Source organism: Serratia sp. Z4, assembly GCF_009900725.1.
In the GTDB taxonomy this organism is placed as follows: domain Bacteria; phylum Pseudomonadota; class Gammaproteobacteria; order Enterobacterales; family Enterobacteriaceae; genus Serratia; species Serratia nematodiphila.
Map to the genome: position 1 here is coordinate 59,754 of NZ_JAAABD010000004.1, position 17,334 is coordinate 77,087.

The window sequence follows — 17,334 nt, forward strand, 5'->3', positions numbered from 1 at the left end:
TTTTCAAGGTAGTCATTTATGCAAAAAGTCGTTCTTGCCACCGGTAACCCGGGCAAAGTGCGCGAACTCGCCGACCTGTTGGCCGATTTCGGCCTGGACGTGGTCGCACAAACCGATCTGGGCGTGGAGTCCGCCGAAGAAACGGGCCTGACGTTTATCGAAAACGCCATTCTGAAAGCGCGCCATGCGGCACAGGTCACCGGCCTGCCGGCGATCGCCGACGACTCCGGCCTGGCAGTGGACGCGCTGGGCGGCGCGCCGGGTATCTACTCCGCGCGCTATGCCGGTGAAGATGCCGACGATCGGCAGAACCTCGACAAGCTGCTGGCGGCGTTGAAAGACGTGGCGCCGGGCCAGCGCGGCGCGCAATTCCATTGCGTGCTGGTCTATCTGCGCCATGCGGCAGACCCGACGCCGCTGGTGTTCCACGGCAGTTGGGCCGGCGAAATCACCGAGCAGGCCGCCGGTGAAGGCGGCTTCGGTTACGATCCTGTCTTCTACGTGCCGGAGCTGGGCCGCACCGCCGCCGAGCTGAGCCGCGACGAGAAGCGGGCGATTTCGCACCGCGGCAAGGCGCTGAAGCTGATGTTGGAAGCCATGCGCAATGCTTAAGCTGCCCCCGCTGAGTCTCTACATCCATATCCCGTGGTGCGTGCAGAAATGCCCGTACTGCGACTTCAACTCCCATGCGCTGAAGGGTGACGTGCCGCATCAGGAGTATGTCGATCATCTGTTAGCGGATCTGGATGCCGATCTGCCGCTGGCCGGCGGCCGGGAAATCAGCACTATCTTTATCGGCGGCGGCACCCCCAGCCTGCTGAGCGCCGAGGCGATGCAGGCCTTGCTGGACGGCGTGCGGGCGCGCATTCGCGTCGCCGACGACGCCGAAATCACCATGGAAGCCAATCCCGGCACCGTGGAGGCCGATCGCTTCAGCGGCTACCAGCGCGCCGGCGTCAACCGCATCTCCATCGGGGTGCAAAGCTTCAGCGCCGAGAAGCTGAACCGTCTGGGGCGCATCCACGGCCCGGAAGAAGCCAAACGCGCGGCGACGCTGGCGACCGATCTTGGCCTGCGCAGCTTCAACCTCGATCTGATGCACGGCCTGCCGGATCAGTCGCTGGAAGAGGCGCTGGACGATCTGCGCCAGGCTATCGCCCTCAATCCGCCGCATCTGTCGTGGTATCAGCTGACCATCGAACCGAACACCCTGTTCAGCTCACGCCCGCCGGTTTTGCCGGACGACGACGCGCTGTGGGACATCTTCGAACGCGGCCACCAGTTGCTGAGCGCCGCCGGATACCAGCAGTATGAAACCTCGGCCTACGCCAAATCAGGCTACCAATGCCAGCACAACCTCAACTACTGGCGCTTCGGCGACTATCTGGGGATCGGCTGCGGCGCGCACGGCAAGGTGACCTTCAGCGACGGGCGTATCCTGCGCACCGCCAAAACCAAGCACCCGCGCGGCTTTATGCGCGGCGACTACATGGACAAGCAGCATGAGGTGGCGGCGGCGGATCGGCCGTTCGAGTTCTTCATGAACCGCTTCCGCTTGCTGGAAGCCGCGCCGCGCGCCGACTTCGTCAACTACACCGGGCTGGCGGAAAGCGTCATTCGCTCGCAGTTGGACGAGGCGCTGGCCAAAGGCTATCTGGAAGAAACCGCGGAGCACTGGCAGATCACCGAGAAGGGCAAACTGTTCCTCAACTCGCTGCTGGAACTGTTCCTGGCGGACGACGAGTAAAAAAAGCGCTGAATAATCAGCGCTTTTTTTCATGTTCAGGCGGCATTATGAGGGCGATGCGTCACGTCGCCACGCCCCTTCAGCAATCCCTCAACGGAAACATCCTCGTCCAACGCATCCCAATGGATGCCGCGAGCGCTGAGTTCATACTCTGCCCGCTGTTCTTGCGTCGCATTCAACAAACGCGGAAACCAGGCCAGTGGCACGCCAATAATTCTGGCGTCGCTCAGTTCGACCCACATCGTCGCATCGTCAAAGCTGACGCGTTTAGCCGAAATACTCATGCCAAGCCTCCAAAAATAATGCCTGATAGGTATCAACCAGACCCGCCAGCTCTTTTAGCGTTCTGGCGTTAAAGCCGTCATTGCGCGCCAACTGCACGCCAGGAACCAACCAGAATTTCGCTTCAGCCTCAGCGTCTCTGATATGAACATGCGGCGGCTCAAGCGGGTCACCCTCATTGGAATAAAAAAAGAACCTGTAGCCTTTATAACGGAATATCACTGGCATCAATGCAAAATCCTTTTGCCGATTGATTATAGTTTAGCCAGTTTGTCAGATAGCCGTCGTGAGGTCAAAAACGCACGGCGGCTACGCCTATCCGTTACTTCAACGCCTTCAGCAGATCCTTGCGCTGGGTTTCCAGTGCGGTGACGCGGTTGCACACATCATGGCCGAAGTTCTGGAAGTCCTGCTCCTGATTGTTCCATTCGTTCTGGATCGCCTTCTGCAAGCCGCCCAGGTTGCCCATGATCGCCTGCAGCGGGTTACCGCCGCTGTTGGCGGCCTGTTTGACGCCCATTTCGTTCAGGCTGTCCTGCAGCACGCCACCCATGCTCTGCTGCACGATGTTGCGGCCGTCCTGTTCCACCTGGTCGATCGCCTTGTGGTGGAAGGTCAGGCCGTCGCTGCGGTGCTCGATGATGCGGTTCATCTGCTGTTTCAGCTGGCCGTTCAGGGTAGTCAGCCGGTTGCGCACGTTGCTGCTGCTGCCCAGCTCTTTGACGATCACTTTATCCAGCGCTGCGCGGGCTTTCTCCAGGTGTTTCTGCGCGCCGTCGTCGATCCACGGCAGTTGCTTGCGCAAGGCGCTCTGGTAACTGAAGGCTTTCTGCCGCTGGCTATCGTTCAGGCTCAGCGCCTGGCCGTTGCGGATCACGTCGCCATCCGGCGAGATTTGCAGGTCGCCGCTGGCGCCTTTCACCTGCACGCTCTGCGGGCTGATGATCACATCGTCCTGGGGTTTAACGCTGCATTGGTACTCGGCGTGGGCCTGCGCGGCGGTCGCCGCCAGCAGCAGTAAGGCTAACCCGGTTTTCTTCAACATAGCTTCTCCTGACTCCCATCCAGACTGGGATTAAAAAATCGAACGACCGATACGTTGAGACAACAGTTCCAGCGCCGCAGTTCCCGCCAGCGAGTTGCCGGAAGCATCCAGCTCCGGCGACCAGACGACGATCGACAGCTCGTCCGGCACGATGGCCACGATGCCGCCGCCCACGCCGGACTTGCCCGGCATTCCCACCCGATAGGCGAATTCGCCGGCGCCGTCGTACATGCCGCTGGTCATCATCAGGGCGTTGATCTGCCGGGCCTGCAGCGGGCTAATCACCGCCTCGCCGCTCAGATCGCGGCCGTGATTGGCCAGATAGACGAAGCTGCGCGCCAGCTCCACGCAGCTCATGCGCAGCGCGCAGTAGTGGAAATAGGTTTGCAGCACGGTGATCACGTCGTTCTCGAAGTTGCCGAACGACTTCATCAGATAGGCGATGGCCGCATTGCGATCGGAGTGTTCGAATTCGGAACGCGCCACCCGCAGGTCATAGGCCAGGTCGTCTTCGCCGGCCAGCTGACGCACCACCTCCAGCATGCGCTGTTTGGGGGCGCTGAGCCGGGTTTGCAGCATGTCGCACACCACCAGCGCGCCGGGGTTGATAAACGGATTGCGCGGTTTGCCCTGCTCCATCTCCAGCTGCAGCAGCGAATTGAACGGCAGGCCGGAAGGCTCTTTGCCCACGCGCCGCCAGATCTCAGGCTCCTGATAGCGCGTCAGCGCCAGCGTCAGGCTCAGCACTTTGGAGATCGACTGGATGGAGAAGCGCTCCGCGGCGTCGCCGGCCTGGAACAGTTCGCCGTCCACCGTGCAAACGGCGATCGCCAACCGGTCGGCGGGCACTTCCGCCAACGCCGGGATGTAGTCGGCCACTTTCCCCTGGCCAATCAGCGGGCGCACCTGTTGCAGGATCTCCTCCAGCAACGCGTTATCCAATGTAGTTACCACCTCGGTCACACTCCGGGCAAAACAAAGGCGCCGTTAAGGCACCTTAGATCAATAAAACGGCGCGGCGCGAAGCCGCGCTCATCGGGCAAGCGCGATCAATCCCACCAGATATCGAACAGATCGCTGACCTTAACGTCGGTCAGTTTGCGCGCTTCCAGCCAGTTTTTCACCAGTTCGCGATGCTCGTCGGTGCAGTGGCCGATCTTCTGCAGGCAGATCAGACCTTCCCACTGCAGGTAGCCGCTGCCGTCAAACGCCAGGCCGTTCGGCTCGATCACTTCATCGATGAAGGTATCCAGCGTGCTGTCGATGTCTTCCACCGACGTGCCTTCGGCAAAGCGCCAGGCTACGGAGAAACCCAGCTCCTGAAATTCTTCAATGTGCAACTTTTTACGTAAACGACGACTGCGGTTCTTAGCCATTATTCTTTCCTCTCAAACATCAAGTCCCAAACGCCATGTCCCAGGCGCTGGCCGCGTAATTCAAATTTCGTCAGCGGGCGCGAATCCGGACGCGGCACGTAATCATTATCGCTGGAAAGATTACGGTAGCCTGCGACCCCGTTCATAACCTCTAACATATGTTCCGCATAGGGTTGCCAATCGGTAGCCATGTGGAAGACCCCGCCGGTCTTCAGCTTGCGCAGCACCAGTTCGACAAACGGCGTTTGCACGATGCGGCGCTTGTTGTGGCGCGCCTTGTGCCACGGATCAGGGAAGAACAGCTGCACCATGTCCAGCGAGCCGTCCGGGATCATGTTTTCCAGCACTTCAACCGCATCGTGGCACATTACGCGCAGGTTGCTCAGCTTCGCCTCGTGGGCGTCGGCCAGGCAGGCGCCCACGCCCGGCGAGTGCACTTCGATCCCTAAAAAGTTCTGCTGCGGATTGTTGCCCGCCATGGTCACCAGCGAGGCGCCCATGCCAAAACCGATCTCCAGCACCGTCGGCGCTTCGCGGCCGAACAGCGCGGCGAGATCGACAGCGTCAGCCTGATACTCCACGCCCATCACCGGCCAATAGTTCTCCAGCGCGTGCTGCTGGCCTTTGGTCAGCCGCCCCTGGCGGCGGACAAAACTGCGGATACGGCGCATCGCGCGGCCGTTCTCATCAAATTCCGGGGAGATGACGTCATTAATCATAGTGCTTTCTGTCTGTTTGGCTGCCAATTAGGGAAACGCGCATTATGCAAAGATACATTGGTTTAGCAAGTGTTCATCTTCTGTACCCGCCGTGCGGCGTCGGAAAGTTCCGGTTTACAGCATCATGACTCTATGCTGCAATCTCGCTTCATTTTCTGCCGGATAACGACGCTGCTCATGATGCAAGCACAACAATTCGCACAGGTGGTGCTTGACTGGTACCAACGCTACGGTCGCAAGACCCTGCCGTGGCAGCTGGAGAAAACCGCCTATCAAGTATGGCTCTCCGAGGTGATGTTGCAACAGACTCAGGTTGCCACCGTCATTCCTTATTTTCAGCGCTTTATGGCCCGTTTTCCCAACGTGCGCGCGCTGGCGGAGGCTCCGCTGGACGAAGTGCTGCATCTGTGGACCGGCCTCGGCTATTACGCCCGCGCCCGCAACCTGCACAAGGCGGCGCAGACCATTGTCGCACAGCACGGCGGCGAGTTCCCGACAACCTTCGCAGAAATCGCCGATTTACCGGGCGTCGGCCGCTCCACCGCCGGCGCGGTGCTGTCGTTGGCGCTGGGCCAACACTATCCGATCCTCGACGGCAACGTGAAGCGCGTGCTGGCTCGCTGCTACGCGGTGGAAGGCTGGCCGGGCAAGAAAGAAGTCGAAAACCGACTGTGGAAAATCAGCGAAGAGGTCACCCCGGCGCAGGGCGTCGGCCAGTTCAACCAGGCGATGATGGATCTGGGCGCCATGGTCTGCACTCGTTCCAAGCCCAAGTGTGAACTCTGCCCGCTCAACGTCGGCTGCCTGTCTTACGCCAATCACAGCTGGGCCAACTACCCCGGCAAGAAACCCAAACAGACCCTGCCGGAAAAAACCGCCTACTTCTTATTGCTGCAGCACGGCGACCGCGTGTGGCTGGAGCAGCGCCCGGCGGTGGGCCTGTGGGGCGGCCTGTTCTGCTTCCCACAGTTCAGCGCGCGCGTGGATTTGGAACTCTGGCTGCAGCAGCGCGGTCTGAAAGGCAAGCGCCTGGAACAGCTGACCGCGTTTCGCCACACGTTCAGCCATTTCCATCTCGATATCGTGCCGATGTGGCTGTCGCTCGACGCGGCGGGCAGCGGCATGGATGAGGGCGCGGGTCTCTGGTATAACTTAGCGCAGCCGCCGTCGGTCGGGCTGGCAGCGCCGGTGGATCGCCTGTTGCAACAGCTGGCGAAGCAGCCCCCGATCCAACAAAACTTATATGGCGATAGCGCCATCGACGAGGAATTAGCATGAGCCGCACCATTTTTTGTACTTTCCTGCAGCGCGACGCCGAGGGCCAGGACTTCCAGCTTTATCCCGGCGACGTCGGCAAGCGCATCTACAACGAGATCTCCAAGGAAGCCTGGGGCGAGTGGATGAAGAAGCAGACCATGCTGATCAACGAGAAGAAGCTGAACATGATGAACGTGGATGATCGCAAACTGCTGGAAGAGGAAATGATCAAGTTCCTGTTCGAAGGGCACGACGTGCACATCGAAGGCTATACGCCGCCGAGCGAATAACGCTGTTGGGGCCAGGCGCTGGCCCGCTTCAATCCTCTTATACTTCTTCCAAACGGCTTTAAGATGAAGAAAATTTTAGCTTTGCTCGTAATAGCGCCTTTGCTGATCTCCTGTTCCGGCAAAAAAAGTGAAGAAATCAACGAAGCCTGGATCAAAGACACCAACGGCTTCGACATTCTGATGGGGCAATTCGCTCACAACATCGAGAACATCTGGGGTCTGAACGAAGTTCTCATCGCCGGGCCGAAAGACTACGTCAAATATACCGACCAATACCAAACCCGCAGCCACATCAACTTCGACACCGGTGCCATCACCATCGAAACCATCGCCACCACCGATCCGGCCGCGCACCTGCGCCAGGCGATCATCAGCACGCTGCTGATGGGTGACGATCCGGGTTCCATCGATCTCTATTCCGACGCCAACGATATCCAGATCAGCAAAGAGCCGTTCCTGTACGGCCAGGTGCTGGATAACAAAGGCGCGCCGATCCGCTGGGAATGGCGCGCGGCGCACTTCGCCGATTACCTGCTGCAGACCAAGCTGCAAAAACGCACCTCCGGCCTGCACGTCATCTACTCGGTCACCATCCAACTGGTGCCAAACCACCTGGACAAACGTGCGCATAAATATCTGCCGATGGTGCGCAAGGCGTCGGAAAAATACGGCGTAGACGAGTCGCTGATCCTGGCAATCATGCAGACCGAATCGAGCTTCAACCCCTATGCGGTGAGCGGTTCGGACGCGCTGGGCCTGATGCAGGTGGTGCAGCACACCGCCGGTAAGGATGTGTTCCAGATGCGCGGCAAATGGGGCACCCCGAGCCGCAGCTACCTGTTCGATCCGGAGAACAACATCGACACCGGCACCGCCTACCTGGCGATCCTGCAGAACAACTACCTGGGCGGCATTCAGAACCCGACCTCGCGCCGCTATGCGGTGATCACCGCCTACAACGGCGGCGCCGGCAGCGTGCTGCGGGTGTTCTCCAGCGACAGGACGCGCGCGGTGGGCATCATCAACGGCATGCAGCCGGGCGACGTGTACCAAACGCTGACCACCAAACACCCGGCCGCCGAGTCGCGCCGCTATCTGGTGAAAGTGAATACCGCACAGAAGAGCTACCGCAGAAAGTAGCGCTTCCCGCGTGGATAGGAGAAGGGCCGGTGCGAACCGGCCCTTTTTTTACTGCTTGATCATATAGCCAAAGATGCGCTTCCAGCCGTGATCTTTTTTCTCGATGTAGACCCCCTGCAGCTCCGGCGAGAAGCCCGGCAGGCGGTTGATACCCTCCTCCAGCGCCAGGAAGTAGCGCTGCACCGCGCCGCCCCACACTTCGCCCGGCACCACGCACAGCACGCCCGGCGGATACGGCAGGGCCCCTTCCGCCGCGATGCGCCCTTCCGCCTGGCCGATCGGCACCAGCTCGACGTTGTCGCGGATAAACTCCACGTTGGCGTCCTGCGGGTTCATCACCACCGGCGGGAAATGATCCTGACGGAACATCTCCTTTTGCAGCTGCTTAACGTCAAAGCTGACGTACAGATCGTGCATCTCCTGACACAGCCGGCGAATGCTGTAGCCGCGGTAACGCTGCTCGTTCTTGCGGTACACCGTCGGCAGCACCACGCTCAGCGGCGCATCCTCTTCGACATAGCGTTCGAACTGCGCCAGCATCTCCACCAGCTGTTCCATCTTGGCCGGGTTCTCCGCCGGGGTCAGCAGGAACAGGATCGAGTTGAGATCGCACTTCTCCGGCACGATGCCGTTCTCGCGCAGGAAGTTGGCCAGAATGGTGGCCGGCACGCCGAACTCGGTGTATTGGCCGGTCGCGGCGTCAATCCCCGGCGTGGTCAGCAGCAGCTTGCACGGATCCACCAGATACTGATCCTGGGCATAGCCTTCGAAGCCGTGCCACGTCTCCCCCGGCACGAAGGTGAAGAAGCGCGCGTCGTTGGCGATCAGATCGGTATCGTGATCCTGCCAGTCTTTGCCCGCCACCTGCTGCGGAATAAACGGCTTCAGCTGCGAGCAGCGCGTGAGCAGCTGTTTGCGCGTCTCGATGCCCAGCTTGACGCAGTCCATCCACATGCGGCGCCCGGCGGGGCCGGCGTGCATCTTGGCGTTGACGTCCAGCGCGGCGAACAGCGGATAGAACGGGCTGGTCGACGCATGCAGCATGAACGCGTTGTTCAGGTGCTTGTGGTTGCAGTGGCGCTTTTGCCCTTTGATATGGTCGTCTTTCTTATGGATCTGCGAGGTCTGCGAGAACCCTGCCTGCTGTTTATGCACCGACTGGGTGACGAAAATGCCCGGATCGTGCTCGTCCAGCTCCAGCAGCAGCGGCGAGCACTCTTTCAGCATCGGAATAAAGCCTTCGTAACCCACCCAGGCGGAGTCGAACAGAATGTAATCGCACAGGTGGCCGATGGTGTCGATCACCTGGCGAGCGTTGTAAATCGTGCCGTCGTAAGTGCCGAGCTGAATGATCGCCAGCCGGAACGGCCGCGCCGCCGCGGCTTTCTCCGGCGCCACCTCGCGGATCTGCTCACGCAGATAGCGTTCGTCGAAGCAGTGCGCATCGATGCCGCCGATAAAGCCGAACGGGTTGCGGGCGGTTTCCAGATAGATCGGCGTGGCGCCGGCCTGGATCAGCGCCCCATGGTGGTTGGATTTGTGGTTGTTGCGATCGAACAGCACCAGATCGCCGCGGGTCAGCAGCGCGTTGGTCACCACCTTGTTGGCCGCCGAGGTGCCGTTGAGCACGAAGTAGGTTTTATCGGCGTTGAACACCCGCGCCGCGTGCTTTTGCGCATCCTTGGCCGAGCCTTCGTGGATCAGCAAATCGCCCAGCTTGACGTCGGCGTTGCACATATCGGAACGGAACAGGGTCTCGCCGTAGAAATCGAAAAACTGCCGGCCGGCCGGGTGTTTGCGGAAGAACTCGCCGCCCTGATGCCCCGGGCAGGCGAAGGTCGAATTCTCCATCTCGACGTAGGTCTTCAGCGTTTTGAAGAACGGCGGCAGCAGCGCCTGCTCGTAGGCGTCGGCGGCGGCCTCCAGCTGCGCCATGTAGAACGGCTTGCTGGCGCCGGCCAGCAGCGCGAAAACCCCACTGACAAACGGCAGATAGTCCGGCGAGAGATGCTCGTCCCCTTCCACCGCCACGAAGGTCGGAATGTCGAACCCCGTCGCCTGCAAGCGCGCCAGAATGCCGGCGTTCACGTCGGCGACCGACACCACCGCCGCCGCCACGTCGGTGTAGTCCGTCTGCTCTACGCGCACGATCTGGCGCAGCGTCTCAATGGTGGCGACCAGGCTGGCGCTGGTCGCGATTTTCAATTCTTTCATCATGCTGACTCTCAAACGGTGAAGGATGAGGGTGTGCCACCGGCACGGTAATGAGATAACGCGGTTATCCCGGTAAAAGCGATACCCGGGCACAGCAGCATAAGCGGCGTGCGTGACCGGCTCATGATCGGGGATCATCAGGCGGCTATCGGGGGAACTGGTCTTGGCAGCGTCCGACAGGCATCAGTAAAATCAGGGCCGCAGCGCTGGCTTTACGCATGCCTAACAGCGAGCGTCAGGCGGCCTTACCGCATGGCCGGCAGGCGTATTCGGGCGGATGACGTGCGGAGGAAACAACGGCGGAACGGTGGCGGCGTCAGATGTCTGGTGCGCAGCAGCGCTTGAGCAACAAAACCAGTCATGCCAATAACCCTCTGGCTTATAAGAAGCGGAAACACCGTCAGGGAACGGAGAGTGCTAAAATTTGCGCAATGATTGCATGATTCGTTGCAGGGTTCAAGCGAGAATCGCCTTGATTGAACGTCCATTGATTAAAGCATAATTCATTGTTATTTAATTGAAAAACCAAAAATCGCGCGTTTTAAGATGGTATAAATACACGTTTTATATGCATATTTATTGAATGCGGATATCCCCCCGTCCCCCGCCCCTCCGGGCTTACTGCCTGAAAATAGAGCAACCGATCGGCTTTGTGACAGAAAGCGATTGACGCCATCCGGCCAATACGGTTTAATGCGCCCCGTTGCCCGGATAGCTCAGTCGGTAGAGCAGGGGATTGAAAATCCCCGTGTCCTTGGTTCGATTCCGAGTCCGGGCACCATATTCAGAAGAACCCGCCTATGGCGGGTTTTTCGCTTTCTGGGATACGGACTCTCCATCGAACTGCGTTCGATTATTCGGCCTAAAGGCCTCACCCTGCGGGCCAGCGCTGAAGCGCTGTTCAACGCGGCGCCAGCGCCGGTTGTCCGAGTCCGGGCACCATATTCAGAAGAACCCGCCTATGGCGGGTTTTTCGCTTTCTGGGATACGGACTCTCCATCGAACTGCGTTCGATTATTCGGCCTAAAGGCCTCACCCTGCGGGCCAGCGCTGAAGCGCTGTTCAACGCGGCGCCAGCGCCGGTTGTCCGAGTCCGGGCACCATATTCAGAAGAACCCGCCTATGGCGGGTTTTTCGCTTTCTGGGATACGGACTCTCCATCGAACTGCGTTCGATTATTCGGCCTAAAGGCCTCACCCTGCGGGCCAGCGCTGAAGCGCTGTTCAACGCGGCGCCAGCGCCGGTTGTCCGAGTCCGGGCACCCTATTCAGAATAACCCGCCTATGGCGGGTTTTTCGCTTTCTGAGATACGGACTCTCCATCGAACTGCGTTCGATTATTCGATCTTACGGCCTCACCCTGCGCGCCAGCGCTAAAGCGCCACCGCATCATCCGATGGATGTGCAATTTCGCATTACAGGTGCACTTTCTCAAAAGGCCCACCCCCAATCCTCCAGGCGTCAAACGAGCGCACTCATATTCTCCGTTTATCGAGTGTTTTTTATTGTCATTCGGTGATGGAATATAGCCACGAACCTCTAACGGTATCACTTTGTTAAATAAAAACATATTGGATTAAAACTAGGAACATTCCGAATAAAAACGACATTGCTGTTAATTCATTCATATAAGGCTATGCTGAGTTTTACCTATTGATAAGACATTTTTAACCTATTCCGCTGCCAACGCGAAATAATGGAGGATCCGGCGACAATGGCAATTGATATGTATATGAAAGTTGAAGGAATGACGGGCGAGTCCCAAGACAGCAATCATAAAGGATGGACCGACGTACTTTCGTTTAACTGGGGCGCTTCACAGCCAGGAAATATGGCTGTCGGCGGTGGGGGCGGTTCCGGGAAAGTGAATTATCAAGACCTCCGTATTCAAGCGCTTATCGACAAATCTACACCCGCCATTCTTAAATATTGTTCCAGTGGAAAACATGTCGCGAAAATCGAGCTTTCCGTATGCAAAGCGGGCGGCAACCAGGTGGAATATTCCAAAATCGTTCTCGAAGACGTGCTGGTGACGCAAACCGATTTTAATGGTGTCGGTCAAAATGATGCGATCCTGGTTGATTACGCCTTCCAGGCGTCAAAAGTCACCATGAGTTACTGGGAACAAGGCAGCAGCGGCACTAAAGGCGCGGAAAGCAAATCTGGTTGGGATATCAAGCAGAATAAAGAGAGCTAAGTGCATTCTGGCACCTAACAATACGTTAATGATCGGGTGATAAAATCATGGCAATGGATATGTTTTTAAAAGTTGAAGGCATTAATGGCGAATCGAAAAATGCGAATCACAAGCAATGGATCGATGTCTTTTCCTTTAACTGGGGCGCGCGGCAGCCTGGCAATATGGCCGTTGGCGGCGGCGGCGGTACGGGTAAAGTGAATTTTCGCGATCTGACCGTACAGGCTCTGATAGATAAAGCGACACCTGCCTTATTGAAATACTGTTCGGCCGGTAAACACCTCGCCAAGGTGCAGTTGTCGCTTTGCAAAGCCGGTGGGCAGGAAGTGGAATATACCCGCATTACTCTGGAAGATGTATTAGTGACTCATACCGACTTCATCGGTGTCGAGCACGGTTCCACGCTAGGCATTGAATACTCTTTTCAGGCCGGTAAAGTATCGATGGAATACTGGGAGCAAGCGAAGCAAGGCAATAAAGGAGCTTCGGTGCAGATGGGCTGGGACATTAAGCAAAATAAAGAAAGCTAATCACATTACGGTGCATATCGTAATGGCGGGGGGATTATGGCATTTCCTAAGTCACATGAAATTTTAGCTCTGACATCGCAACACGAATCGAATAATCGGGTGTCAGCCAACTTTTTGACCCGTGAGATTTTGAATGAGGCGCTGATCCTCGTCAGGTCTCTGTCACCAGAAGAAGTCTTTCGATTAACAAAAACGGAGACCGGCCAGATCGCGTTTACGCTGGGTGAACTCAAAGATGAAAACAACCGCCGATTGACAGCCAATAATATTGAGTCAGGACAACGACCAGGTGGAAGAATTAATCACCTGGATAACCGCATTAATGTCTCTTTTCCCGGAACCTCATGGCAAATGGGAGCGCGTGTTCAGCATTTTGAGAATATCGCGTCGAGTACCGTCGGCGGAGCCGGTCTGGTTTTGATCGCGGGATTATGGACGGGGGCCGGCTCTGGCGTTGGCAGCATTTTAGGCAGAAATGCCGCCCAGCTCGCGGTAGTGACTGGCACGTATTTGGGTAAACGCTTCGTGACCAATAAAACCATGGTCGTGAATCAGATGGCGGCGCATATCAAAAACCTTGCCGATATGTTTAACTCCACCCACAACGCCTTTAATGATTTCAAGTTCGAAAGCGCAGCCAAGCGCGCACAATACAGTCCCGATCCTCAGGCAGAGCACCCTATTACTTTTGAACAGAAAGTCACGGATAACAATGCAGTTCCTGCTAATCATACCGATGCCATTCAGGCTATCGTGCGCCGTTTTGTGACGGGAACTTACCAACGTGTAGATATCGTCGGCCAGGGCGATATGTTTATAAAAGTCTTTTTCAGCGATGGGGAACTGGACATTTCGCAAGCCCAGTATGACTACCTCAGCAATTTGAAGCTCCCGTGATTGATCAACCTGGCAGGTCTTCGCGGTTCTGGCGCAACGGTTGTCATTCTGTCCAGGATGAAAAAATGCCCCGAACTGACGAAAAGATTTTTATTGTCGGTAAGAATGGTCAATGACGATGACAAGGCAGACTGCCGGATCGGACGCGATCGTTGCGCCAGCGTGGCCAGGTTTTTCATACTCGGCTCGAGCAAGCGCCCTCTCCGGGCAGTCTTTGTCCGGCATTAATTAAACGAACCCTACCCCCGGTAGTTAACGCGAACCCTCCGCGTCCATAGGGTGCAACTCGGGGTAAAATATTGCCGTTCGGGGGGCAACAAGAGGAGATAAAGGTACAGAAGTGTGCGTATCACCTTAGTGGAAAAGTGTGATGCCCTGCCGCAAAAACAAAATAAAGCATTGAATTAAATGATAAAAATTAACTTACAACGCACGGATTTCATAATTTCACTTCCGATTTCATCTTTGCAAAAAGCATCCTGCCTCTAATATCACGTTATTTCACCTTCCCCGCGCCTATTTTAAGGCTATTCTAAGCAACGAATACACCGAGCCCGGCGTGCAATGGCATATACATCAGAAAAGCAGATAAGAACTCATACGGTGGGCATCCTCCCTGGTGGCCGTTTTCATGGCTTGATGAATCAGGGGGACATCGGAATTTTACTTAGGAATATTCATTAAATACACGCGCAAACCTTCATAGGGATTTTCATGGAAAGAAATACGCCCGTAGCCTTTGCCTGATGCGCTACCTAATGCTAAACGGGCATTTAAAATTGCGGTATTTTTGGCCCGTACACCTTTTAATTACATTTAATTCGTGAAGCTTACTTATAAGAAAAAGGCAGCCTGGTTGCTATAAGCCACCCTATCTGCAGTCGTATTTCTGGGTATTATTCTCATTATACTGGAGCTTATTAATGAATCAGCGTTTGGATATCATCGGTATTGGCCTTGGCCCGTCGAATCTTAGCCTGGCAGCCTTAGGAAGTGAAATAGAGGGATTTACGGGACAGTTCCTTGAGCGCAAACCTCATTTCTCCTGGCACCCAGGGATGATCCTGGCGGATTGCAGTATGCAGACCAACTTTTTAAAAGATTTAGTGAGCGCGGTTGCCCCAACCAATCGCTACAGCTTTCTCAACTATCTGGTAAAAAACAGAAAATTTTATCGTTTCCTGACGACGGAGCAGCGCACCGCATCGCGCGAAGAGTTCGCCGATTACCTCACCTGGGCCGCCGCCGGGATGGGATCATTGGCATTCAATCAAGACGTTCAGCGGGTCGAATTTGACGATCGGCAGCGCCAGTTCGTGGTGACCACCTCGAACAAGGTCTTCCACGCCAAACACGTCAGCATTGGCATAGGCAAGAAAATAAAGTTGCCGGATTGCGTGACGACGCAAAGCGATCGCTGTTTCCATGCCAGCGAAATGATGCTGCGCAACCCCGATCTGACCGGCAAACGCGTGGCGATCGTCGGCGGCGGCCAGAGCGGCGCAGATCTGTTCCTGAATATTTTTAAAGGGGAATGGGGGCAGCCGGCGCAGCTCGACTGGATATCGCGCCGCAATAACTACAATGCGCTCGATGAGGCTGCTTTTGCCAACGAATACTTCACGCCCGATTACGTCGAGAGCTTTTACTCACTGGACAGCGCGGCCAAGCGGTATATGCTGGCCGAACAGAAGATGACCTCAGATGGCATCACCAGTGAGTCGCTGCTGGCGATTTATCGCGCCATGTACCACCGCTTCGACGTCCTGCGCGAGAAATTATGGGTGCGCCTGCTGCCCAGCCGTTCGCTGACGGCCGTGAAACACACGCTGGATAACGCCTACCAACTCGAAACGCGTCATCATCTCGATCACGGCCAGGAAACCTTCAAGGCGGACGTGGTGATCTTTGCCACCGGTTATCAATCGGCGACGCCTGAGTTCCTTGAGCCTTTGGCCCACCGGTTGTTAAAGACTGCGGACGGTGAATACCGCATAGCCCCAGACTTTACCTTTGAGTGGGAAGGCCCAGCGGAGAACTGCTTATTTGCGATGAACGCCAGTATGCATAATCACGGCATTGCCGATCCTCAGCTGAGCCTGATGGCCTGGCGATCGGCCCGCATTCTTAATCGGGCGTTAGACCACAAGCCATTTGATCTGGGAACAACGCCGACAGCCATTCAATGGCGCAGTGAAAGCGTACCGCCCGCGTTTTAAATACAAGAACGTCTTAATCATTGTCACTATGCTTTGATGGAATTACGTATATGAAGAGACAATTCAAGAAGTTTATTCTGAATCAGCTGGCCGTATTAGCCCCCGAGTTCAAGGCCCGATTGATATACAAAAGGGCATTTGGCAAACCGCTGAATTTACAGTCGCCCTCAACCTGGAATGAAAAAATAAATCATCTTAAGTTGAATGACTACAGTAATAACGCATTAGTGACTCAATGTGCAGATAAATATGCGGTGAGAGAGTACATCAAAGAAAAGGGATGCGAAGAGATTCTTAATGAGTTGTATTTTTCCTGTGATTCAGTGCAGGAAATACCGTGGGAAACGCTGCCTGATAAATTTGTCATTAAGGGAAACCACGGTTCAGGGTATAATTTAATTTGCCAAAATAAACAATCGTTGAACATTAAAAGCGCCTCTCATCTGATCGATGGATGGATGAAAGACGATTACTGGAAAACCTATGTAGAACTCAACTACAAAGGGATACAAAAAAAGATCATTGGGGAAAAGTATATCGAATCGACCAATGGTCACGGGCCTGAAGACTATAAAATCTATTGTTTCCGCGGTGTGCCTTACTGCACCTTGCTGTGCGTCGGCAGGGATACCGGGACGCCAAAATATTACTTCTTCGACAAAGAGTTCAAGTTCCTTTGCTATAGCGAAGACTGTCTGGCATTGAGCCAGGAGGAGATAGACGCTTTCGTGAAACCTGAGGGATATGATGAGCTGTTTGAGTACGCCACTCGCTTGTCGGCGCCCTTTGAGTTTGTTCGCGTTGATTTCTACATCTCGCAAGGCCAGATCATTTTTGGCGAGCTAACCTTTACCCCCTCCGCCGGATTGGATACGGATATTTTGCCGCCGACCGATATTTTGCTTGGCAAGATGCTGACGCTGCAGCAGCACTGATTTTCACCGGACGCCCACAGGGAAGATCGGGCGGCGCAGTGCCCAGCGCGAGAGGAATACCGGCCGACATGTTCGCAACCTGCCGGCCGGTATTGCCCTGAAGGTATCGGGCCCATGATCTCGCTTGTTCATACCGCCGTTACAGAAAAACCCCGCCACCTATCCCTGATAGCCCGCAACCGGCCCAGTCGCAATACCTCAGCCGGACCACATAACCATTTGAAAAATAATGCCATTAAATAATCAATAAGAATCACTTACATATTTATAATAAAATGTTCTATATGTATAGGAAGCTATAATATAAGATACCGGAAAGTTTCCCTGGTGTTGTTGTGTGTCTTTGCCCTATTTTATAGGGCTTTTTTTGCTAAAAATCGTTGATAACCGTGTATTTCCCCCGCTATTCGCCATTCCCCTCCCCATAAAAACCATAACCATTTCTAATTAATTGCAATCTCTCTTATTCCTGACTTACCAATAATAA

Annotated in this window: 17 protein-coding genes and 1 tRNA gene; 11 read left to right on the forward strand and 7 right to left on the reverse strand. The window is 55.8% G+C overall.

The features are described 5' to 3' along the window. Positions 1 to 18 precede the first annotated feature (18 nt). Together GT753_RS16185 and hemW are read left to right on the forward strand one after the other, a co-directional pair. Positions 19 to 612 carry an XTP/dITP diphosphatase gene (locus GT753_RS16185; RefSeq protein ID WP_049239920.1) on the forward strand — a complete coding sequence of 198 codons (594 nt, stop codon included), beginning with the start codon at positions 19 to 21 and terminating at the stop codon, positions 610 to 612. Beyond that, positions 605 to 1,747 carry a radical SAM family heme chaperone HemW gene (gene hemW / locus GT753_RS16190; RefSeq protein WP_160125770.1) on the forward strand — a complete coding sequence of 381 codons (1,143 nt, stop codon included), beginning with the start codon at positions 605 to 607 and terminating at the stop codon, positions 1,745 to 1,747. The genes GT753_RS16185 and hemW overlap by 8 nt, the downstream gene beginning before the upstream one ends. A 35-nt stretch (positions 1,748 to 1,782) precedes the next feature. Here the strand turns inward: hemW and GT753_RS16195 are convergent, their stop codons facing one another. From GT753_RS16195 to trmB, 6 genes are all read right to left on the reverse strand, one after another. Then, positions 1,783 to 2,031 (reverse strand): DUF2442 domain-containing protein, encoded by a 249-nt coding sequence (locus GT753_RS16195; protein ID WP_004937422.1) that lies wholly within the window; start codon positions 2,029 to 2,031, stop codon positions 1,783 to 1,785. After that, positions 2,015 to 2,257 carry a DUF4160 domain-containing protein gene (locus tag GT753_RS16200; protein WP_004937418.1) on the reverse strand — a complete coding sequence of 81 codons (243 nt, stop codon included), beginning with the start codon at positions 2,255 to 2,257 and terminating at the stop codon, positions 2,015 to 2,017. Before GT753_RS16200 ends, GT753_RS16195 begins: the two co-directional genes overlap by 17 nt. Positions 2,258 to 2,351: 94 nt before the next feature. Then, positions 2,352 to 3,074 (reverse strand): DUF2884 domain-containing protein, encoded by a 723-nt coding sequence (locus GT753_RS16205; RefSeq protein ID WP_160125771.1) that lies wholly within the window; start codon positions 3,072 to 3,074, stop codon positions 2,352 to 2,354. A 30-nt stretch (positions 3,075 to 3,104) separates the two neighbouring features. Next, a complete protein-coding gene (gene glsB / locus GT753_RS16210) occupies positions 3,105 to 4,028 on the reverse strand; it encodes a glutaminase B (RefSeq protein WP_004937414.1) in 924 nt (307 codons plus the stop codon). A 95-nt stretch (positions 4,029 to 4,123) separates the two neighbouring features. Beyond that, positions 4,124 to 4,450 carry a YggL family protein gene (locus GT753_RS16215; protein ID WP_004937412.1) on the reverse strand — a complete coding sequence of 109 codons (327 nt, stop codon included), beginning with the start codon at positions 4,448 to 4,450 and terminating at the stop codon, positions 4,124 to 4,126. Then, positions 4,450 to 5,169: a tRNA (guanosine(46)-N7)-methyltransferase TrmB gene (gene trmB / locus GT753_RS16220; protein ID WP_004937410.1), complete on the reverse strand. Its 720-nt coding sequence runs from the start codon at positions 5,167 to 5,169 to the stop codon at positions 4,450 to 4,452. Before trmB ends, GT753_RS16215 begins: the two co-directional genes overlap by 1 nt. Positions 5,170 to 5,346: 177 nt before the next feature. Here trmB and mutY point away from each other — a divergent pair, with 177 nt between their 5' ends. The 3 genes from mutY to mltC all read left to right on the forward strand — a co-directional run bounded on the left by mutY (position 5,347) and on the right by mltC (position 7,856). Beyond that, positions 5,347 to 6,447, forward strand: a complete 1,101-nt coding sequence (gene mutY, locus GT753_RS16225) for an A/G-specific adenine glycosylase (RefSeq protein WP_004937408.1) — start codon at positions 5,347 to 5,349, stop codon at positions 6,445 to 6,447. Beyond that, the gene (locus GT753_RS16230) at positions 6,444 to 6,716 is read left to right on the forward strand and encodes an oxidative damage protection protein (protein WP_004937404.1); all 273 of its coding nucleotides are present in this window, start codon (positions 6,444 to 6,446) and stop codon (positions 6,714 to 6,716) included. The genes mutY and GT753_RS16230 overlap by 4 nt, the downstream gene beginning before the upstream one ends. Positions 6,717 to 6,779: 63 nt before the next feature. Further along, the gene (gene mltC, locus GT753_RS16235; protein WP_004937402.1) at positions 6,780 to 7,856 is read left to right on the forward strand and encodes a membrane-bound lytic murein transglycosylase MltC; all 1,077 of its coding nucleotides are present in this window, start codon (positions 6,780 to 6,782) and stop codon (positions 7,854 to 7,856) included. A 48-nt stretch (positions 7,857 to 7,904) separates the two neighbouring features. On the opposite strand, the gene speF is transcribed toward mltC, so the two are convergent. Further along, positions 7,905 to 10,070 (reverse strand): ornithine decarboxylase SpeF, encoded by a 2,166-nt coding sequence (gene speF, locus GT753_RS16240; RefSeq protein WP_041922371.1) that lies wholly within the window; start codon positions 10,068 to 10,070, stop codon positions 7,905 to 7,907. A gap of 705 nt (positions 10,071 to 10,775) precedes the next feature. Between speF and GT753_RS16245 the strand changes: the two genes are divergently transcribed. From GT753_RS16245 to GT753_RS16270, 6 genes are all read left to right on the forward strand, one after another. Then, positions 10,776 to 10,851 (forward strand) — tRNA-Phe (locus tag GT753_RS16245). A gap of 932 nt (positions 10,852 to 11,783) precedes the next feature. Next, positions 11,784 to 12,266: a type VI secretion system tube protein Hcp gene (locus tag GT753_RS16250; protein WP_004937362.1), complete on the forward strand. Its 483-nt coding sequence runs from the start codon at positions 11,784 to 11,786 to the stop codon at positions 12,264 to 12,266. A 47-nt stretch (positions 12,267 to 12,313) separates the two neighbouring features. After that, positions 12,314 to 12,796, forward strand: a complete 483-nt coding sequence (locus GT753_RS16255; RefSeq protein WP_004937359.1) for a type VI secretion system tube protein Hcp — start codon at positions 12,314 to 12,316, stop codon at positions 12,794 to 12,796. Between the two features lie 36 nt (positions 12,797 to 12,832). Further along, positions 12,833 to 13,693 (forward strand): hypothetical protein, encoded by an 861-nt coding sequence (locus GT753_RS25875; RefSeq protein ID WP_226883070.1) that lies wholly within the window; start codon positions 12,833 to 12,835, stop codon positions 13,691 to 13,693. A 923-nt stretch (positions 13,694 to 14,616) separates the two neighbouring features. Next, complete coding sequence (locus GT753_RS16265; RefSeq protein WP_075686698.1) at positions 14,617 to 15,912, forward strand: lysine N(6)-hydroxylase/L-ornithine N(5)-oxygenase family protein; 1,296 nt, start codon at positions 14,617 to 14,619, stop codon at positions 15,910 to 15,912. Between the two features lie 50 nt (positions 15,913 to 15,962). Continuing rightward, positions 15,963 to 16,847 (forward strand): ATP-grasp fold amidoligase family protein, encoded by an 885-nt coding sequence (locus GT753_RS16270; protein ID WP_015379055.1) that lies wholly within the window; start codon positions 15,963 to 15,965, stop codon positions 16,845 to 16,847. The last annotated feature ends 487 nt before the right edge of the window (positions 16,848 to 17,334 follow it).

Excerpts from the sequence above, each read along its gene's own strand:
- GT753_RS16205 (WP_160125771.1), bottom strand. The coding sequence starts at position 3,074 with ATGTTGAAGAAAACCGGGTTAGCCTTACTGCTGCTGGCGGCGACCGCC.
- GT753_RS16230 (WP_004937404.1), top strand. The coding sequence starts at position 6,444 with ATGAGCCGCACCATTTTTTGTACTTTCCTGCAGCGCGACGCCGAGGGC.
- GT753_RS16185 (WP_049239920.1), top strand. The coding sequence starts at position 19 with ATGCAAAAAGTCGTTCTTGCCACCGGTAACCCGGGCAAAGTGCGCGAA.
- GT753_RS16195 (WP_004937422.1), bottom strand. The coding sequence starts at position 2,031 with ATGAGTATTTCGGCTAAACGCGTCAGCTTTGACGATGCGACGATGTGG.
- speF (WP_041922371.1), bottom strand. The coding sequence starts at position 10,070 with ATGAAAGAATTGAAAATCGCGACCAGCGCCAGCCTGGTCGCCACCATT.
- GT753_RS16270 (WP_015379055.1), top strand. The coding sequence starts at position 15,963 with ATGAAGAGACAATTCAAGAAGTTTATTCTGAATCAGCTGGCCGTATTA.
- mltC (WP_004937402.1), top strand. The coding sequence starts at position 6,780 with ATGAAGAAAATTTTAGCTTTGCTCGTAATAGCGCCTTTGCTGATCTCC.
- GT753_RS16250 (WP_004937362.1), top strand. The coding sequence starts at position 11,784 with ATGGCAATTGATATGTATATGAAAGTTGAAGGAATGACGGGCGAGTCC.
- GT753_RS16255 (WP_004937359.1), top strand. The coding sequence starts at position 12,314 with ATGGCAATGGATATGTTTTTAAAAGTTGAAGGCATTAATGGCGAATCG.
- GT753_RS16265 (WP_075686698.1), top strand. The coding sequence starts at position 14,617 with ATGAATCAGCGTTTGGATATCATCGGTATTGGCCTTGGCCCGTCGAAT.
- GT753_RS16200 (WP_004937418.1), bottom strand. The coding sequence starts at position 2,257 with ATGCCAGTGATATTCCGTTATAAAGGCTACAGGTTCTTTTTTTATTCC.
- GT753_RS25875 (WP_226883070.1), top strand. The coding sequence starts at position 12,833 with ATGGCATTTCCTAAGTCACATGAAATTTTAGCTCTGACATCGCAACAC.
- mutY (WP_004937408.1), top strand. The coding sequence starts at position 5,347 with ATGATGCAAGCACAACAATTCGCACAGGTGGTGCTTGACTGGTACCAA.
- hemW (WP_160125770.1), top strand. The coding sequence starts at position 605 with ATGCTTAAGCTGCCCCCGCTGAGTCTCTACATCCATATCCCGTGGTGC.
- trmB (WP_004937410.1), bottom strand. The coding sequence starts at position 5,169 with ATGATTAATGACGTCATCTCCCCGGAATTTGATGAGAACGGCCGCGCG.
- GT753_RS16215 (WP_004937412.1), bottom strand. The coding sequence starts at position 4,450 with ATGGCTAAGAACCGCAGTCGTCGTTTACGTAAAAAGTTGCACATTGAA.